Source organism: Aliiglaciecola lipolytica E3 (genome assembly GCF_000314975.1).
Classification (GTDB): domain Bacteria; phylum Pseudomonadota; class Gammaproteobacteria; order Enterobacterales; family Alteromonadaceae; genus Aliiglaciecola; species Aliiglaciecola lipolytica.
In genome coordinates, this window is record NZ_BAEN01000076.1 from 370,000 (window position 1) to 383,140 (window position 13,141).

The following is a 13,141-nucleotide window of genomic DNA, read 5'->3' on the forward strand; positions in this document are numbered from 1 at the left end:
ATAATTAAAAAATCATTTTTAAATTTTCATTTATTTTTAAGGGCATCAAAACTCTATGCTGGTATCTATGATCGCTGCGATGGCGAAAGACCGTGTAATCGGCGCAAATAAAACAATGCCATGGCACCTTCCTGCTGATTTAGGACATTTTAAACGGACGACTTTAGGTAAACCTGTGGTGATGGGAAGAAAAACCTTTGAATCCATAGGCAAAGCTCTGCCAGGAAGGTTAAATATTGTAATAAGCCGTGACCCAGCCTACGCACTTTCAGACGCCGTAGTAGTTGGAAGTTGTGAAGCCGCAGTCGAGGCCGCAGGGGATGTCGATGAATTGATGGTCATCGGTGGCGGTACAATTTACTCACACTTTTTACCATTATGTCAGCGCCTGTATTTAACCGAAATTGATCTACAAGTAGCAGGCGATACTTATTTTCCTGATTACAATGAAGAAGCTAATTGGCAGGTTATTGATTCCGAGGGGCATACGGCGGATGAAAAAAACCCTTATGATTATAAATTTATTACCTTAGAGCGTATGTCGAGTTGAGTCGGGGTGAAAATGCATTCAAAAGTCACACTTAAAGATGTCAGCATTGTCGATTTTAAAGCTTTGGATGTCGCGATCTTGGAGCATCGAGGTTCTGTGCAAACACTACCTTTGTCCATTCAGAACTTTATTGCCTGGCGCCAGAAAAACAAGCTGTCTCCCAACAATAGTCGCACATTCAATATCGTTTATGATAATCCCAAGGTAAGCGCGGGATCTGAAAATAAATTTGGACTAGCGGTCGAAGTGTTGTCTAAAGATTACGACTTAGCGGAAAATATGCAGTATGGGCAAATACCAAGTGGGAGGTGTGCTTACCTGCGGCATATCGGGCCTGATCACAGCATGTCGACAAGCATAGAGTTTTTGTTTTCAGAGTGGCTGGTAGCAACACAAAATACACTAAGGGATTTTCCTTTATTTTTCGAACGTGTTCGATTCTCACCAGAAATATCTGATTTGGATATGATCACTGATATATACTTACCCATAACCTAATAACGTATTTCGAGGTCGCGAATCACTTCTGTGTTTTTGCACTTCATGATATTTTACCACCAAGCCATTTTTAGTTGAGTAAACAGATGCCAAAAGCAAGTGAAGTAAAAAAGAATGCTGCCATTGAACATAATGGTAAAGTTTATCTGGTTAAAGATATCAATAAATTAACGCCAAGTGGCAGAGCTGGCGCAAGTCTATACAGAATGCGTTTGTATGAAGTTGCGACAGGTGCAAAAGCGGATGAAAGTTTTAAAGCCGATGAGATGATTAATACGGCAGAATTCTTTCGTCGTAAAGTGATGTTTTCTTACGTCGATGGTTCTGAATACGTGTTTATGGACAACGAAGATTACACACCATACTCATTAGACAAAGATACAATTGTCGATGAATTATTATTCATTACAGAGGAAACAGAAGGGCTACAAGTGCTGATTGTAGATGGAAAACCGGTTGGTATTGAACTTCCGCCTTCAGTCGACCTCGTGATTACTGAAACAGATCCTTCCATTAAAGGCGCATCTGCAAGCGCTAGAACAAAGCCCGCAACTTTGTCTACCGGCTTAGTCGTACAGGTTCCTGAATATATTGCCTCTGGGGAAAAGATCAGGATCAATACCGCAGAGCAGAAATTTACTAGTCGCGCGTAATACCGTGTTTTAAAGTGATGAAAAAGGTTTTCAAAGCAATCTCTGTTATTTTTGGGATTGCTTTGTGCTTTTGGATTTATGTTGTTAACAAAGAGGAAGTACTCCAACCTACCCTTGATGAAACTCCTGTTTCGCAATTGCTCACTCAAACACAGAACCCAGATACGCCTGTTTCACTACAACTCGGTTCCGCTACTAAAATTCTAAATAAAAAGGAAACAGTGGACGATGAAAGCAACGACAAATCTGACTATATCGTTGAATGTAAGTTAAACCATATCACTGATTACGAAAATCTCAGCAATGCCGACATAATTGATAGTTTTGAAACTTCAAACTCCCAAAACAAACAACTAGCTCACGCTTTGTACTCAGAATTGACGGGTGAAGAGTCTAGATTAGATAAACTACTTAAGTTTAACCAACGCTTCCCTGGCAATCCTATCGCGCTAGAACAAATGTTAGGGCTATGTACCGAGGTTAAAGATCATCCAAGTTGCAATCAAGAGCTCGTGCAGCAAGCTATTTCTGTGGACGGACAAAATGCAGCTATGTGGTTTGCAATAGCGAGTTTTTATGCAAGCAAGGATGATCCTGAAAAGATCAAACATGCGTTTCGTCAGATCATATCCGCACCTCTATATCAGGAAAGTTTCGCTGACTATATAGAGCTTTATATCGATTCCTTGCAGGGCCGTCCAAATGAAGATTTTTCTACCAATGCACTTTCTGCTCTAGGTGTGGTTGCTGCTCAACCCAGCTTTTTCAATATCATTTCAAAATTGTGTACAGAAAAACCTGAAGTAGATGAAGAGTTTTCGCTATTGTGTTTATCACTAGGAGAAACTATGGAATCACGAGGTAAAACCAATATTACCCAAATGATTGGTAGTGCTTATCAGGAGTATATATTTGAGCTAGAAGGGAATGACGCGGCAGTACAAGAGTTAGAAAAAAAACGTAAACAAAACAACGTTCCTATCAGTTTATTTAATCAAGCGACAAATTTAGCGTTATTCGATCAACGCCTTTTTCGTAGTTGGTTGAACAATGTCCGCAATTTGGGTGAACATGAAGCGGCTCAGCTAATTGTAGAGGAAGCAATAACGCTATCAAAAAATCCGTTTTATCAACCATGTCCGTAGCGCATTTATTGTAACTAAAACGATTGTTTTTAAACGAGCTTGCATTAGCCGTCTTTTACCATACTCAAGGCTAGTGTTCTGCAGGCAGCAAATTCTTGCGTGTCTTGTGAAACTCTGGATGCCAACAAACCTCCTTGCAGCAGCGCAAAAACAATTGTAGCCAATTCGAATGCAGATTTTTCGGTCGTCGCGAACTCGTTTAAATTGCGACCTTTTTGAATAATGTCTGCTAGAGATTGTTTATGTAATAAGTATAACGCTTGTACTTTCGTTTTAATGATATCTGGCACAGCATCCCAGCTTGCGGCAAAACTTGCACCGGGACACAGCTTTTGCGCTGCTCCAATATGATCAGCAAACCAGTTGGTATAAACATGTAGCTGCTTGGCTATGGGCTCATCTTCAATCTCAGCTAAACTTTGTTGCAGAAGCGTCATGGCACGATCGATTATTGCTTCGGCTAGCTCTTGTTTGCTCTCAAAATGGTAATAGACACTGCCTTTTTTAATCCCAACTCCCTGCGCTAAGGTTTGAAATGAAACGCTTGAAAACGACTTGGTTTGCAGTATTTCCTGCGCCAAATCGATTAAGGCCGTTTTAGTGGGATTAATGCTATTCATTTAACTACCTTAGTTAAGATTATTATTCAGTTCAATTACGTTCGATGGAAATGTAGCGCTTTTCTACACTTTTAGATACATATTGCTAGTTATGTTGGCTATTTCTCAAAGATATTCACTGCGCTGCTGTTCGCTCTTTGAGTAAGGTAAACGTATATACATAGCCATAAACACCAGTAAAAAATATACTAGGAGCGACGGTAAGCCAAAGGTTCGGTGTTTGATTGAGCCAGTTAACGCCTATCGCGATAGAAGCTTGTACTATTAAAGGTAAAATTGGCGCTAGCAGTGTTCCGGGGATAACTGCGCCGCTCGCTTTTTTAGCTGATAAGTTAAGTGCAGCATTGAAGGTTCTGAAAATTGCGATATTTTGTGTGGTTTTTGAATGAACAGAGCAAATGATAGGCACAACAAAAAACAGTGAAATAGAGTGTTGACCGTATTTTTGTACTGACTTTTCCAATGCAAAAGTGAACAAAAGTGTGATTGTGGCACTTAAAGAGCCTTGTACAAGTGCTGAGCGCAATACTAATTCAGTGTCTTCTGAAACCATATCGTTTGCCCAATATGTCCAGGCGAAATAGAAGATGAAAGAAATTAAAGCCGACCAAAATAGGCGCACTTTGGATGACATGGGAATCCTTATTTTGCTTTTGTCGTCAATTAGATATATTGATTAGACCTAAATTATCAGAATTCAATTTCAACCCGATGATCTTTTCGGTCGATTGATGACTATACTGTAGACTACATTAAATTATACCCTTAAAAATGGAGAGCTAGATGGCAACTGTTACGTTACAAGGTAATTCTTTTGAAACTGTTGGTGAACTGCCGAAAGTAGGAAGTAAAGCACCTGATTTTGATTTGGTGAAAGTTGATTTATCAGCGGTAAAATTAGCTGATTTCGAAGGCAGCAGAGTAATTTTAAATATTTTCCCTTCAGTGGACACTGGAACCTGTGCGACCTCAGTACGCAAATTTAATCAAGAAGCAACTGGTTTGGATAATACCAAAGTACTTTGTGTTTCAGCTGACTTGCCTTTTGCTGCGGCACGTTTCTGTGGTGCAGAAGGTATTGAAAATGTCACTACCGGTTCGAGCTTTCGTGCCAGCTTTGGTGACGACTATGGGGTGGCAATCAAAACTGGTCCATTAGCAGGCTTATTGTCACGCTCAGTCGTTGTGCTAGATACCGATGGTACGGTTTTGTTTACTCAACAAGTTGCTGAAACAGTGGACGAGCCCGATTACGATGCAGCATTGGCAGTATTATAATTAGCCTATCGATTGTCTGACGTGTATAAATTGCGTTAGGTTATACTTGATAGTCCCTTCTGTTAAAGGAAGGGACTTTGTCATAATTAATAGCTCAAACAACAACATGTAAATCGATTAGACTCAAAGCTAAATACGTTAGAATTACCTAATAAAGGCTATATGGTCGATATGGTTCAAACGCCTGATGAAATCATCGTCAGCCTTTCAGAACGATTGCTTAACCACAAATATGAGAATTGATCATGAATTTCAATAAAACATTGCTTCCCATAACAGCAACGGTCTTTGCTACTTTGGCATTATATGGATGTATCTCTAATGGTGATAAAGCGAAACAAGAAGCTTTAGTGCCAGCGGATAAATTCGATCTAAGTTTATGGAAAATGACTATCCCGACAGATAAAAATAATGATGGCAAGGTCGATTCGATCAGTGTTAAAGATATGCAAAATTTCCAACATCCTGACTATTTTTATTTGAATGATGAAGGACATATGGTTTTTGCGTCACCGAACCGAGCGTTTACCACGCCTAACTCTAGTAATACCCGAAGTGAGTTGCATCAGGTGATTGGTGGAGTTAATGGAAAGGATAGTGAGTATGTGCGTAATTTCTCACTGAAAGCGAATAAAAGAGCAAATAAATTCACACAAATTGGTGGCAATTTGCAGGCTACCCTTGCGGTAAATCATGTTGCCAAACGCGCAACATATCCAAATAAAGAACCGGCCTTTTCGGTTGTGGTGGGACAGATTCACGCAACTAAAGATAGCAAGCTGGTTGCTGAGGGCGAAGGTTATGGTTTGGGTAATGAACCTCTTAAAATCTTCTATAAAAAATGGCCACAACATGACTACGGTTCAGTTTTTTGGAATTATGAACGCAACTTAGAAAAAGAAGATCCAGCCAGAAAAGACATCAGCTATTTAGTTTGGGGGAAACTTTGGGATGAGTCTGCAGATCCCGGTGAACAAGGTATCGCTTTAGATGAAAGTTTCAGCTACGAAGTTAATGTATATGAAAATATCATGTACCTTACTTTTACCAATGAACGCCTTGGAACGGTTAACTATGAAATAAACTTGGCTAATAATGTGGATGCTGCTGGGGTTGTAGACGAACACGATCATCCAAATGGTTATGCTGGCGATGCTCACTTTTTTAAAGCGGGTGCTTATGACCAGTGCAGTATTAAAGATGCACCAGGGATGTGGTATCCGAAGTGTTTAGGGACTGGAGATTGGGCCACAGATAAAGCAAATGGAGACTACGTTCAGGTAACTTTTTCACGCTTGGTGACAGGTCCTGCTATAAAACCTAAACAATAAGTTAATTGTAAAGCTGCTATTCTCTGCTAATTTTTCGGATGAATACAGCCAATAACTTCTGCTTAAAAAAGCGAAGTTTCAAAATAAAAAAGACGTCCTGTGTGACGTCTTTTTTAAATTGGTCGAGTGTTTAATCTTCTTTATTAAACAAGGCTTCGAGATTCAACCCTTGATGACCTAACATATCACGAAGACGTCTTAACGCTTCGACCTGTATTTGTCTCACTCTTTCTCTTGTAAGACCAATCTCAGCGCCCACATCTTCTAATGTCGAAGGCTCATAGCCCATCAAACCAAAGCGTCTGGCTAATACTTCACGTTGTTTTGGGTTTAACTCTTCTAACCAACGAATAATGCTGCATTTTATGTCTTTGTCTTGCAGGTCTTCTTCTGGTCCATAGCCTTTTTCATCGGCAATAATATCTAACAAAGCTTTGTCATTATCACTACCAATTGGGGTATCAACAGAGGTAATTCTCTCATTCAGACGCAGCATTTTGGTCACATCTTCAACTGGCTTATCTAGTGACTCTGCGATTTCTTCTGCTGTTGGCTCATGATCTAACTTTTGTGCGAGCTCACGAGAGGCTCTTAGATACACATTCAATTCTTTAACTACGTGAATGGGCAGACGAATAGTTCTGGTTTGGTTCATGATTGCTCTTTCGATGGTTTGTCTAATCCACCAAGTAGCATAAGTTGAGAAACGGAAACCACGTTCAGGGTCGAACTTTTCTACCGCTCTAATCAATCCCAAATTACCTTCTTCAATAAGATCAAGTAGAGCTAAACCACGATTGTTATAACGTCTGGCAATTTTTACGACTAAACGCAGATTACTCACGATCATACGCTTACGTGACGCTTCGTCACCTTTGAGTGCTCTGCGGGCAAAGTAGACTTCTTCTTCGGCAGATAAAAGTGGGGAAAAACCAATTTCACCCAAGTAAAGTTGCGTGGCGTCCAGGTTTTTTTGGATTTCTTCCTGACCAGCCAGTATTTCTTCCATGGGGTCTTTCTCATCATCGGCTTCGATTTCTGCTAATTCCGAATCGATATCTTTTTCGTTTACAACCGGCTCAGCCAAATTTACAACGATGGTATTTTTGTCACCCATATACAATTCTCCTAAAAGATTTTATTTAGTCCTCATTCTCCTGTAAGTATTTCTAATTATTATTTATTGTTATTTTCTACTAGGTAGATACTTCAATGGGTCAACAGACTTGCCCCTGTACCTAACTTCAAAACGAAGCTTCACTTTATCGGTACCAGTACTTCCCATGGAGGCTATTTTTTGCCCCGCTTTAATCCACTGTTGTTCTTTTACGAAGACAGCGTCGTTGTGCGCATAAGCACTCAAAAAAGATTCAGAATGCTTTATTATGATCAACTGACCATAACCCCTCAAAGCGTTTCCCGTGTACACAACCTTTCCGTCGGCGGCGGCAACAATAGGGTTGCCTTTAGTGCCTTGGATTTCTACACCTTTACTACCTTGCTCTGAAAGTGAAAATCTTGTCGTTAACTTACCTTTTGCAGGCCATGTCCATTTTTCTATTCTACTAGGGAATTCAATGGTTTCTGACCGCTTGTCACCCGTGTTAACAACTTTGTTACTTTTACCATACGCCTGCTTTTGCGACCGGTCAACTGTCCTGTTTGTTTTTGTTTTTGTGGTCTGACCAGGTGAGTTAATCACCCTTTTATTTGGTTGCTCTATTAAGGCATCTAAGACTAATTCTTGTCCAGGAAAAATTGCGTAAGGCTGGCGAATATTATTTAGGGCTGCAATATCACGATAATCATTACCTGAAAGCCAGGCTATCGAAAATAAGGTGTCACCTTTTTGGACTATGTATTTGTCGCCAGCGAAACTATCTTTCTCAAAGTCTCGAAAATCTTTACCTTGGTATAATTCGACCACAGGGGCAGGAGCCGAACGGCTTGTACAGGCCGATAGTGCGTGACTAGCAATAATGATTATGACAATAAGGCGTACGGCAGCATGAGACTCAAGCTCAGAAAAGGGGGTCCATAAAGCTGCTGGCAATTTCATTTAATCTAATCCGGTTTGTTACCTAGCTTTTCTAATATAACAACCATTAGAACTCCCATAAACATTAACGCAATTGCGGGTATTAATTGTGCTGGCGAACCACTACTGGCTTCGAAAGTGGCTGGCAGGACGTTATTTTCTACCAAAGGGACGACTTTACCATGCCTATCGACAAAGCTTTCTACCACTAACTTCCAAGGCCAAACCTTATTTAATGAACCCAGCATAAAGCCACCGAGAAGCGCTAACGTTAGGGTTTTATGTTTTTCGAACATCCAATGTAGCACACGTGAGAATGACAGCAAGCCGACTACACAGCCGAATGCAAATAGCGCTAGTGTACCAAATTGAAAGGATTTCACGGCGTTAAGGATCGGCGTATACATTCCCAATAATAACAATATGAAACTACCTGAAATCCCCGGCAATATCATTGCACATATAGCGATCATGCCGGACAAGAATACTACTAGACTAGTGGGCTCAATACTTGTGGGGGTGATTGTGGTGATAAAAAAGGCCGCTAATGAACCAAACAAAAATGCGCTAATTATCGAAGATGTCCAGTAATGTATATGGCGAAGTACCGACCAGACTGCCGCTAAAATCAAGCCAAAGAAAAATGACCACAGTAAACTAGGATGTACTTCTAGCAGATAAATGACTAAATGCGATACCGTGATTACACTTATAAGAATTCCGCCAAAAACACAGGCCAAAAAAGGCCCGTTAATATGCTGCCACGCGGCTTTGATGCCATGCTTAAATATTGTTGTTAAGGCTTCAGGACCACATTGCTTTAATGAATAAATTAATTCTTCATAAATACCAGTCATAAAGGCAATTGTGCCACCTGATACACCAGGGATAGCATCGGCCGCTCCCATCAATGCACCTTTTAAGCCTAATCCTATAAACTGTTTAGCGTTTCTTTTAATGGGTTCCACTATTCAAATTCCAATTTTAATAAGGCCTTATATAATATCTCCGGCCACTAATGGGACAAATCGCACTGATTCCACGATAGTTGAGTTAAATTCATCTCCATTGCGTATAACACAATGAAGCTTTTGATCATTGGTACCTACAGGAATTACCAGCATGCCACCTTCATTTAGCTGTTGGTATAATTCAGTTGGCATATGGCTGGCGGCAGCAGTAACAATGATTCCATCAAATGGACCTTTATTCGCCCAGCCTTTCCAACCATCACCGTGTTTCATCGAAACATTGTGTAAATCTAACTGATTCATCCTGCGTTTTGCTTGAAACTGTAAGGCTTTTATTCGTTCAACACTAAAAACTTTGTCAAAAAGCTGTGCCAAAATAGCAGTTTGATAGCCAGAACCTGTACCAATTTCTAAAATTGACTGGTTTTTGGCATCTGAACCTAATAACAGTTCAGTCATTTTAGCCACAATATAGGGTTGCGAGATGGTTTGCCCTTGGCCAATAGGCAGTGCCGTATTTTCATATGCTTTATGTTGCAATGCGGCAGGTAAAAATAGCTCTCTTGGAGTAGCTGCGACGGCGTTTAACACTCGCGGGTCACGAATACCTTCTGCTTGTATCAATTGAGCTAAAGACTGCCCTTTTCTAGTGGCACGTGTCATGTGATTCCTTGTACTTCATCTTATTATTATGATTTTTATGTAAGTTTTATATCTAGCCATTCTTTCATATCGCTAAGACTGTGATATGCCGTCATATCGACACTTAGCGGCGTTACAGAACAGCGATTATGGGCAACTGCATAGAAGTCTGTTCCTGGTCCCGCGTCTTGTTCTTGGCCTATTGCTCCGTACCAGTAAACTTCATTTCCTTGAGGGTCAGTATCTTTTACCATGCTTTCCGCACGATGGCGACGACCTTGGCGTGTCACTTCTACACCGGCTAATTGTTCATAAGGGATATCCGGCACATTGATATTCAGAATTTGATCTGCCGGCAGCGGATGTTTATGCAAACGCTGAATAATATCAACAACAACTTTAGCGGCGGTAGCAAAGTGCTTACAGTCATGTCCTGCAAGTGATACCGCAATTGCAGGTAGCCCCATAAACCGCCCTTCGGTTGCAGCAGCCACTGTGCCTGAATATATAACATCATCCCCTAAATTGGGTCCATGATTAATGCCAGACACGACTAAAGTTGGATCGTTAGGTAAAAATTGATTTATACCTAAATGCACACAGTCTGAAGGCGTACCATTCACTGCATAAAAACCATTACTTTGCTGTTCGATACGTAGTGGCTTACGAATTGATAACGCATTACTAAATGCACTGCAGTTATCTTGAGGGGCTATCACAATCACATCATAGTGCTCACTTAAATGTGCATGTAAGGTTTCTAATCCTTCAGCGAAATAGCCATCATCGTTACTCAGCAATATTTGCATGTATTAATTCTCTCAAAACTGATGTCGCAAAGCATCCTGCTGGCAACGAAAATTGGATATTGAGCGTATTCTCATGTATTTGCCATTCTAAACCTGTTGGTTTTACACTTATGCTACGTCTTTCTTGCTTCAATCCCAAGGATTCCAGAAGATTGCACACATTGGTATGACATGCAGCGATGTCTTGCTCAAATTCACGCACAGCATCAATACTGGCCAATTCGCCACTTCCCCACATTGGTGCTGACAATACAATATCATTTTTTGCTAATCGAGTATGGGTTTCAGGATCTATTTTTTGTGCAATAAAAAAGCTATTGCTACCTGTTAAAATACAAACTTCACCCGGCATAGGGTTGGCATAGATATCCCGCTTTATTCGTTGATGAATAAATTCGTTGAACAACCAAGAACGTAATGCTGAAATTGCCATTGAGCGCTTATTGCGATTGCGGATGACTTCACCATTTAGCATGCACTGCGCTAGAGTTAAATTTCCACCGGATTGATGATGGCGAGACTCACCAAATCGTTGAGCACCGTAATAATTTGGTACACCATGTTGTTTAATAAATTCCAATCTTGCAGAGAGTTGTTGTGGCTCAGTTACATCTCGCACCACTAATTCAAAACGATTGCCTTTTAACGCACCGACTCTGAGTTTTTTATTGTGGCGTTTCGAGGCAAGAATGGTGAGTCCTTCCAATTGCATATTTTGCCAAGCAAACGATTGTTTTCCTGGCGCATGCACGCCAAACCATTGTTGAGTTTGTGCATGTTTGTCTTTACGACCAGCATAACTAATTGCGCGCAGAGGCAACTGACAAAACTTGGCGATTTGTTCTGCAACAAAAGCGGTATTTAAGCCTTCTTTTTGCACCCAAAGATGAATATGTTCGCCTTCGCCAGTTAATTCATATCCCAACTCTTCTCGCACTATAAAATCTGCATAACAGGATTTAATTGTGCCCGTAGAGAGAGGAGGGGATTGCTGATGCAACCAATGTGTAGTGTCTAATTCAATCATTAACTAGCGACTTGTAAAAGCACAACAGCATGGCAGGCAATGCCTTCTTTGCGACCAGCAAATCCAAGCTTTTCAGTGGTTGTCGCTTTTACATTTACTTGGTCGATGTGTACGTCTAAATCGATACTAATATTTTTGCGCATAGCATCGATATGCGGTGCCATCTTAGGCGCTTGAGCAATAATGGTAAGATCCAAGTTAGCTAGCTTGTAACCTTTTTTCTGAATTAACGAATAAACATGTTTGAGTAGTTCACGACTATCTGCACCTGAATAGGCAGCATCTGTGTCTGGAAAATGTTTACCTATATCGCCTAAAGCACAAGCACCTAATAAAGCATCACAAAGTGCATGTAGAGCCACGTCGCCGTCGGAGTGAGCAAGTAAACCATGTACATAATCGATTGACTCGCCGCAAATAACGATAGGGCCATCGCCACCAAACTTATGTACATCAAAGCCATGACCTATTCGCATGTTAATTCTTCCTGAGATATGTAAAACGTTGCCAGAGTTAAATCATCTGGTCGTGTGATTTTTATATTGCGCTCGCTTCCCTCTACCAAATTAACCGGCCAGCCTGCCCATTCCATCGCTGACGCTTCATCAGTAATAGTGACATTCTGTTCTAGTGCTTCACTAAGTGCCTGTCTTAGCTGAGCTAGGGGGAAAAACTGTGGTGTTAAAGCGTGCCATAATCCGTCTCTATCGACAGTGTTAGATACTCTTTTCGAATCCTCTGATTGAGCACGCTTCATGGTATCCTTTACCGGCATGGCCAGTATGCCACCACCTTGATTATTTTCGAACAATCTGAATAATTTGTCTAAATCAGAAAGGCTAACGCACGGTCGGGCAGCATCATGGACCGCGACCCAACTGTGACTATCCAGAGCGGTTAAACCGGCAAGCACTGAATCAGCTCTTTCTTTTCCTCCATCGACGCGAGTTATCCAATCTGCTTGGCTAATAGGAAGTTCATCAAAATAGGGATCTTGTGGATCTAGCGCGACGATTATACGAGTTATACGGGGATGTGATATTAGCTTTTCAAGTGTGTGCTCTAGAACGGTCTTGTGGCCAATTTTGAGATATTGTTTGGGTCTGTCAGCCAGCATCCTTTTGCCAACACCGGCAGCGGGTACAATTACCGTAAAGCTTGGATTATTTTCAGTCATCAATTCTTGAGTCGTTTGACGTTTGTTGTAGTAACTAACCGTAGACCGGCTAATTCAACTTGCTTAATCTTGAGCAGGCAGAATCCGATAAAAGGTTTCCCCTTCTTTGATTAAGCCCAATTCATTTCTCGCGCGCTCTTCCATTGCTTCACCGCCAATTTTTAAATCTTTAATATCTGCTAGCAGGAGATTATTGCGCTGCACTAAATCGGCATTACGAGCACGTTGTTCTTCCACTGATTGCTTAATCTCAACATAATCAGGAATACTATTTTTGCCAAACCAGAGTCGGTATTGCAGCAACAAAAATAAGCTCACAAGTGTTAATGTGATCCATTTCATGAATTGTCTGCCTCCGATTTTTTCACCCTGTAATGGTCAATATTATGCCGAGATTCCTTT

The 13,141-nt window shown here is 40.9% G+C and carries 17 protein-coding genes; 6 read left to right on the top strand and 11 right to left on the bottom strand.

Annotated elements, in window-relative coordinates; genetic code table 11:
* The first annotated feature begins 67 nt into the window (after nucleotides 1–67).
* From folA to GLIP_RS20200, 4 genes are all read left to right on the top strand, one after another.
* Nucleotides 68–550 carry a type 3 dihydrofolate reductase gene (folA, locus tag GLIP_RS20185; RefSeq protein ID WP_008846575.1) on the top strand — a complete coding sequence of 161 codons (483 nt, stop codon included), beginning with the start codon at nucleotides 68–70 and terminating at the stop codon, nucleotides 548–550.
* Nucleotides 551–562: 12 nt separating this feature from the next.
* Entirely contained in the window at nucleotides 563–1,048 is a 486-nt protein-coding gene (locus tag GLIP_RS20190; RefSeq protein WP_008846576.1) for an AraC family transcriptional regulator, read from the top strand.
* Nucleotides 1,049–1,134: 86 nt separating this feature from the next.
* A complete protein-coding gene (gene efpL / locus GLIP_RS20195; protein ID WP_008846577.1) occupies nucleotides 1,135–1,701 on the top strand; it encodes an elongation factor P-like protein EfpL in 567 nt (188 codons plus the stop codon).
* Between the two features lie 14 nt (nucleotides 1,702–1,715).
* Nucleotides 1,716–2,846, top strand: a complete 1,131-nt coding sequence (locus GLIP_RS20200) for a tetratricopeptide repeat protein (RefSeq protein WP_040523683.1) — start codon at nucleotides 1,716–1,718, stop codon at nucleotides 2,844–2,846.
* Nucleotides 2,847–2,890: 44 nt separating this feature from the next.
* On the opposite strand, the gene GLIP_RS20205 is transcribed toward GLIP_RS20200, so the two are convergent.
* Together GLIP_RS20205 and GLIP_RS20210 are read right to left on the bottom strand one after the other, a co-directional pair.
* On the bottom strand, nucleotides 2,891–3,466 hold the full coding sequence (locus tag GLIP_RS20205) for a TetR/AcrR family transcriptional regulator (protein WP_008846579.1): 576 nt from the start codon (nucleotides 3,464–3,466) through the stop codon (nucleotides 2,891–2,893).
* A 115-nt stretch (nucleotides 3,467–3,581) separates the two neighbouring features.
* The gene (locus tag GLIP_RS20210; protein ID WP_008846580.1) at nucleotides 3,582–4,100 is read right to left on the bottom strand and encodes a hypothetical protein; all 519 of its coding nucleotides are present in this window, start codon (nucleotides 4,098–4,100) and stop codon (nucleotides 3,582–3,584) included.
* A gap of 149 nt (nucleotides 4,101–4,249) precedes the next feature.
* Here GLIP_RS20210 and tpx point away from each other — a divergent pair, with 149 nt between their 5' ends.
* The gene (gene tpx, locus GLIP_RS20215; RefSeq protein ID WP_008846581.1) at nucleotides 4,250–4,744 is read left to right on the top strand and encodes a thiol peroxidase; all 495 of its coding nucleotides are present in this window, start codon (nucleotides 4,250–4,252) and stop codon (nucleotides 4,742–4,744) included.
* Between the two features lie 245 nt (nucleotides 4,745–4,989).
* Nucleotides 4,990–6,075 carry a polysaccharide lyase family 7 protein gene (locus GLIP_RS20220; RefSeq protein WP_008846582.1) on the top strand — a complete coding sequence of 362 codons (1,086 nt, stop codon included), beginning with the start codon at nucleotides 4,990–4,992 and terminating at the stop codon, nucleotides 6,073–6,075.
* 130 nt (nucleotides 6,076–6,205) lie between these two features.
* Here GLIP_RS20220 and rpoS read toward each other — a convergent pair whose 3' ends face one another.
* The 9 genes from rpoS to ftsB form a co-directional block, all read right to left on the bottom strand.
* Nucleotides 6,206–7,192 (bottom strand): RNA polymerase sigma factor RpoS, encoded by a 987-nt coding sequence (gene rpoS, locus GLIP_RS20225; RefSeq protein WP_008846583.1) that lies wholly within the window; start codon nucleotides 7,190–7,192, stop codon nucleotides 6,206–6,208.
* A 69-nt stretch (nucleotides 7,193–7,261) separates the two neighbouring features.
* Entirely contained in the window at nucleotides 7,262–8,134 is an 873-nt protein-coding gene (locus GLIP_RS20230) for a peptidoglycan DD-metalloendopeptidase family protein (protein WP_008846584.1), read from the bottom strand.
* A 5-nt stretch (nucleotides 8,135–8,139) separates the two neighbouring features.
* A complete protein-coding gene (locus GLIP_RS20235) occupies nucleotides 8,140–9,081 on the bottom strand; it encodes a DUF368 domain-containing protein (RefSeq protein WP_008846585.1) in 942 nt (313 codons plus the stop codon).
* A gap of 27 nt (nucleotides 9,082–9,108) precedes the next feature.
* A complete protein-coding gene (locus GLIP_RS20240) occupies nucleotides 9,109–9,747 on the bottom strand; it encodes a protein-L-isoaspartate(D-aspartate) O-methyltransferase (protein ID WP_008846586.1) in 639 nt (212 codons plus the stop codon).
* Nucleotides 9,748–9,782: 35 nt separating this feature from the next.
* A complete protein-coding gene (gene surE, locus GLIP_RS20245; RefSeq protein WP_008846587.1) occupies nucleotides 9,783–10,535 on the bottom strand; it encodes a 5'/3'-nucleotidase SurE in 753 nt (250 codons plus the stop codon).
* Complete coding sequence (gene truD, locus GLIP_RS20250; RefSeq protein WP_040523685.1) at nucleotides 10,516–11,562, bottom strand: tRNA pseudouridine(13) synthase TruD; 1,047 nt, start codon at nucleotides 11,560–11,562, stop codon at nucleotides 10,516–10,518. Before truD ends, surE begins: the two co-directional genes overlap by 20 nt.
* Nucleotides 11,562–12,038: a 2-C-methyl-D-erythritol 2,4-cyclodiphosphate synthase gene (ispF, locus tag GLIP_RS20255; RefSeq protein ID WP_008846589.1), complete on the bottom strand. Its 477-nt coding sequence runs from the start codon at nucleotides 12,036–12,038 to the stop codon at nucleotides 11,562–11,564. The genes truD and ispF overlap by 1 nt, the downstream gene beginning before the upstream one ends.
* A complete protein-coding gene (ispD, locus tag GLIP_RS20260; protein WP_008846590.1) occupies nucleotides 12,029–12,739 on the bottom strand; it encodes a 2-C-methyl-D-erythritol 4-phosphate cytidylyltransferase in 711 nt (236 codons plus the stop codon). Before ispD ends, ispF begins: the two co-directional genes overlap by 10 nt.
* A 63-nt stretch (nucleotides 12,740–12,802) precedes the next feature.
* Entirely contained in the window at nucleotides 12,803–13,081 is a 279-nt protein-coding gene (gene ftsB / locus GLIP_RS20265; RefSeq protein WP_008846591.1) for a cell division protein FtsB, read from the bottom strand.
* Nucleotides 13,082–13,141 lie beyond the last annotated feature (60 nt).

Excerpts from the sequence above, each read along its gene's own strand:
- folA (WP_008846575.1), top strand. The coding sequence starts at position 68 with ATGATCGCTGCGATGGCGAAAGACCGTGTAATCGGCGCAAATAAAACA.
- GLIP_RS20190 (WP_008846576.1), top strand. The coding sequence starts at position 563 with ATGCATTCAAAAGTCACACTTAAAGATGTCAGCATTGTCGATTTTAAA.
- efpL (WP_008846577.1), top strand. The coding sequence starts at position 1,135 with ATGCCAAAAGCAAGTGAAGTAAAAAAGAATGCTGCCATTGAACATAAT.
- GLIP_RS20205 (WP_008846579.1), bottom strand. The coding sequence starts at position 3,466 with ATGAATAGCATTAATCCCACTAAAACGGCCTTAATCGATTTGGCGCAG.
- GLIP_RS20210 (WP_008846580.1), bottom strand. The coding sequence starts at position 4,100 with ATGTCATCCAAAGTGCGCCTATTTTGGTCGGCTTTAATTTCTTTCATC.
- tpx (WP_008846581.1), top strand. The coding sequence starts at position 4,250 with ATGGCAACTGTTACGTTACAAGGTAATTCTTTTGAAACTGTTGGTGAA.
- GLIP_RS20220 (WP_008846582.1), top strand. The coding sequence starts at position 4,990 with ATGAATTTCAATAAAACATTGCTTCCCATAACAGCAACGGTCTTTGCT.
- rpoS (WP_008846583.1), bottom strand. The coding sequence starts at position 7,192 with ATGGGTGACAAAAATACCATCGTTGTAAATTTGGCTGAGCCGGTTGTA.
- GLIP_RS20230 (WP_008846584.1), bottom strand. The coding sequence starts at position 8,134 with ATGAAATTGCCAGCAGCTTTATGGACCCCCTTTTCTGAGCTTGAGTCT.
- GLIP_RS20240 (WP_008846586.1), bottom strand. The coding sequence starts at position 9,747 with ATGACACGTGCCACTAGAAAAGGGCAGTCTTTAGCTCAATTGATACAA.
- surE (WP_008846587.1), bottom strand. The coding sequence starts at position 10,535 with ATGCAAATATTGCTGAGTAACGATGATGGCTATTTCGCTGAAGGATTA.
- truD (WP_040523685.1), bottom strand. The coding sequence starts at position 11,562 with ATGATTGAATTAGACACTACACATTGGTTGCATCAGCAATCCCCTCCT.
- ispF (WP_008846589.1), bottom strand. The coding sequence starts at position 12,038 with ATGCGAATAGGTCATGGCTTTGATGTACATAAGTTTGGTGGCGATGGC.
- ispD (WP_008846590.1), bottom strand. The coding sequence starts at position 12,739 with ATGACTGAAAATAATCCAAGCTTTACGGTAATTGTACCCGCTGCCGGT.
- ftsB (WP_008846591.1), bottom strand. The coding sequence starts at position 13,081 with ATGAAATGGATCACATTAACACTTGTGAGCTTATTTTTGTTGCTGCAA.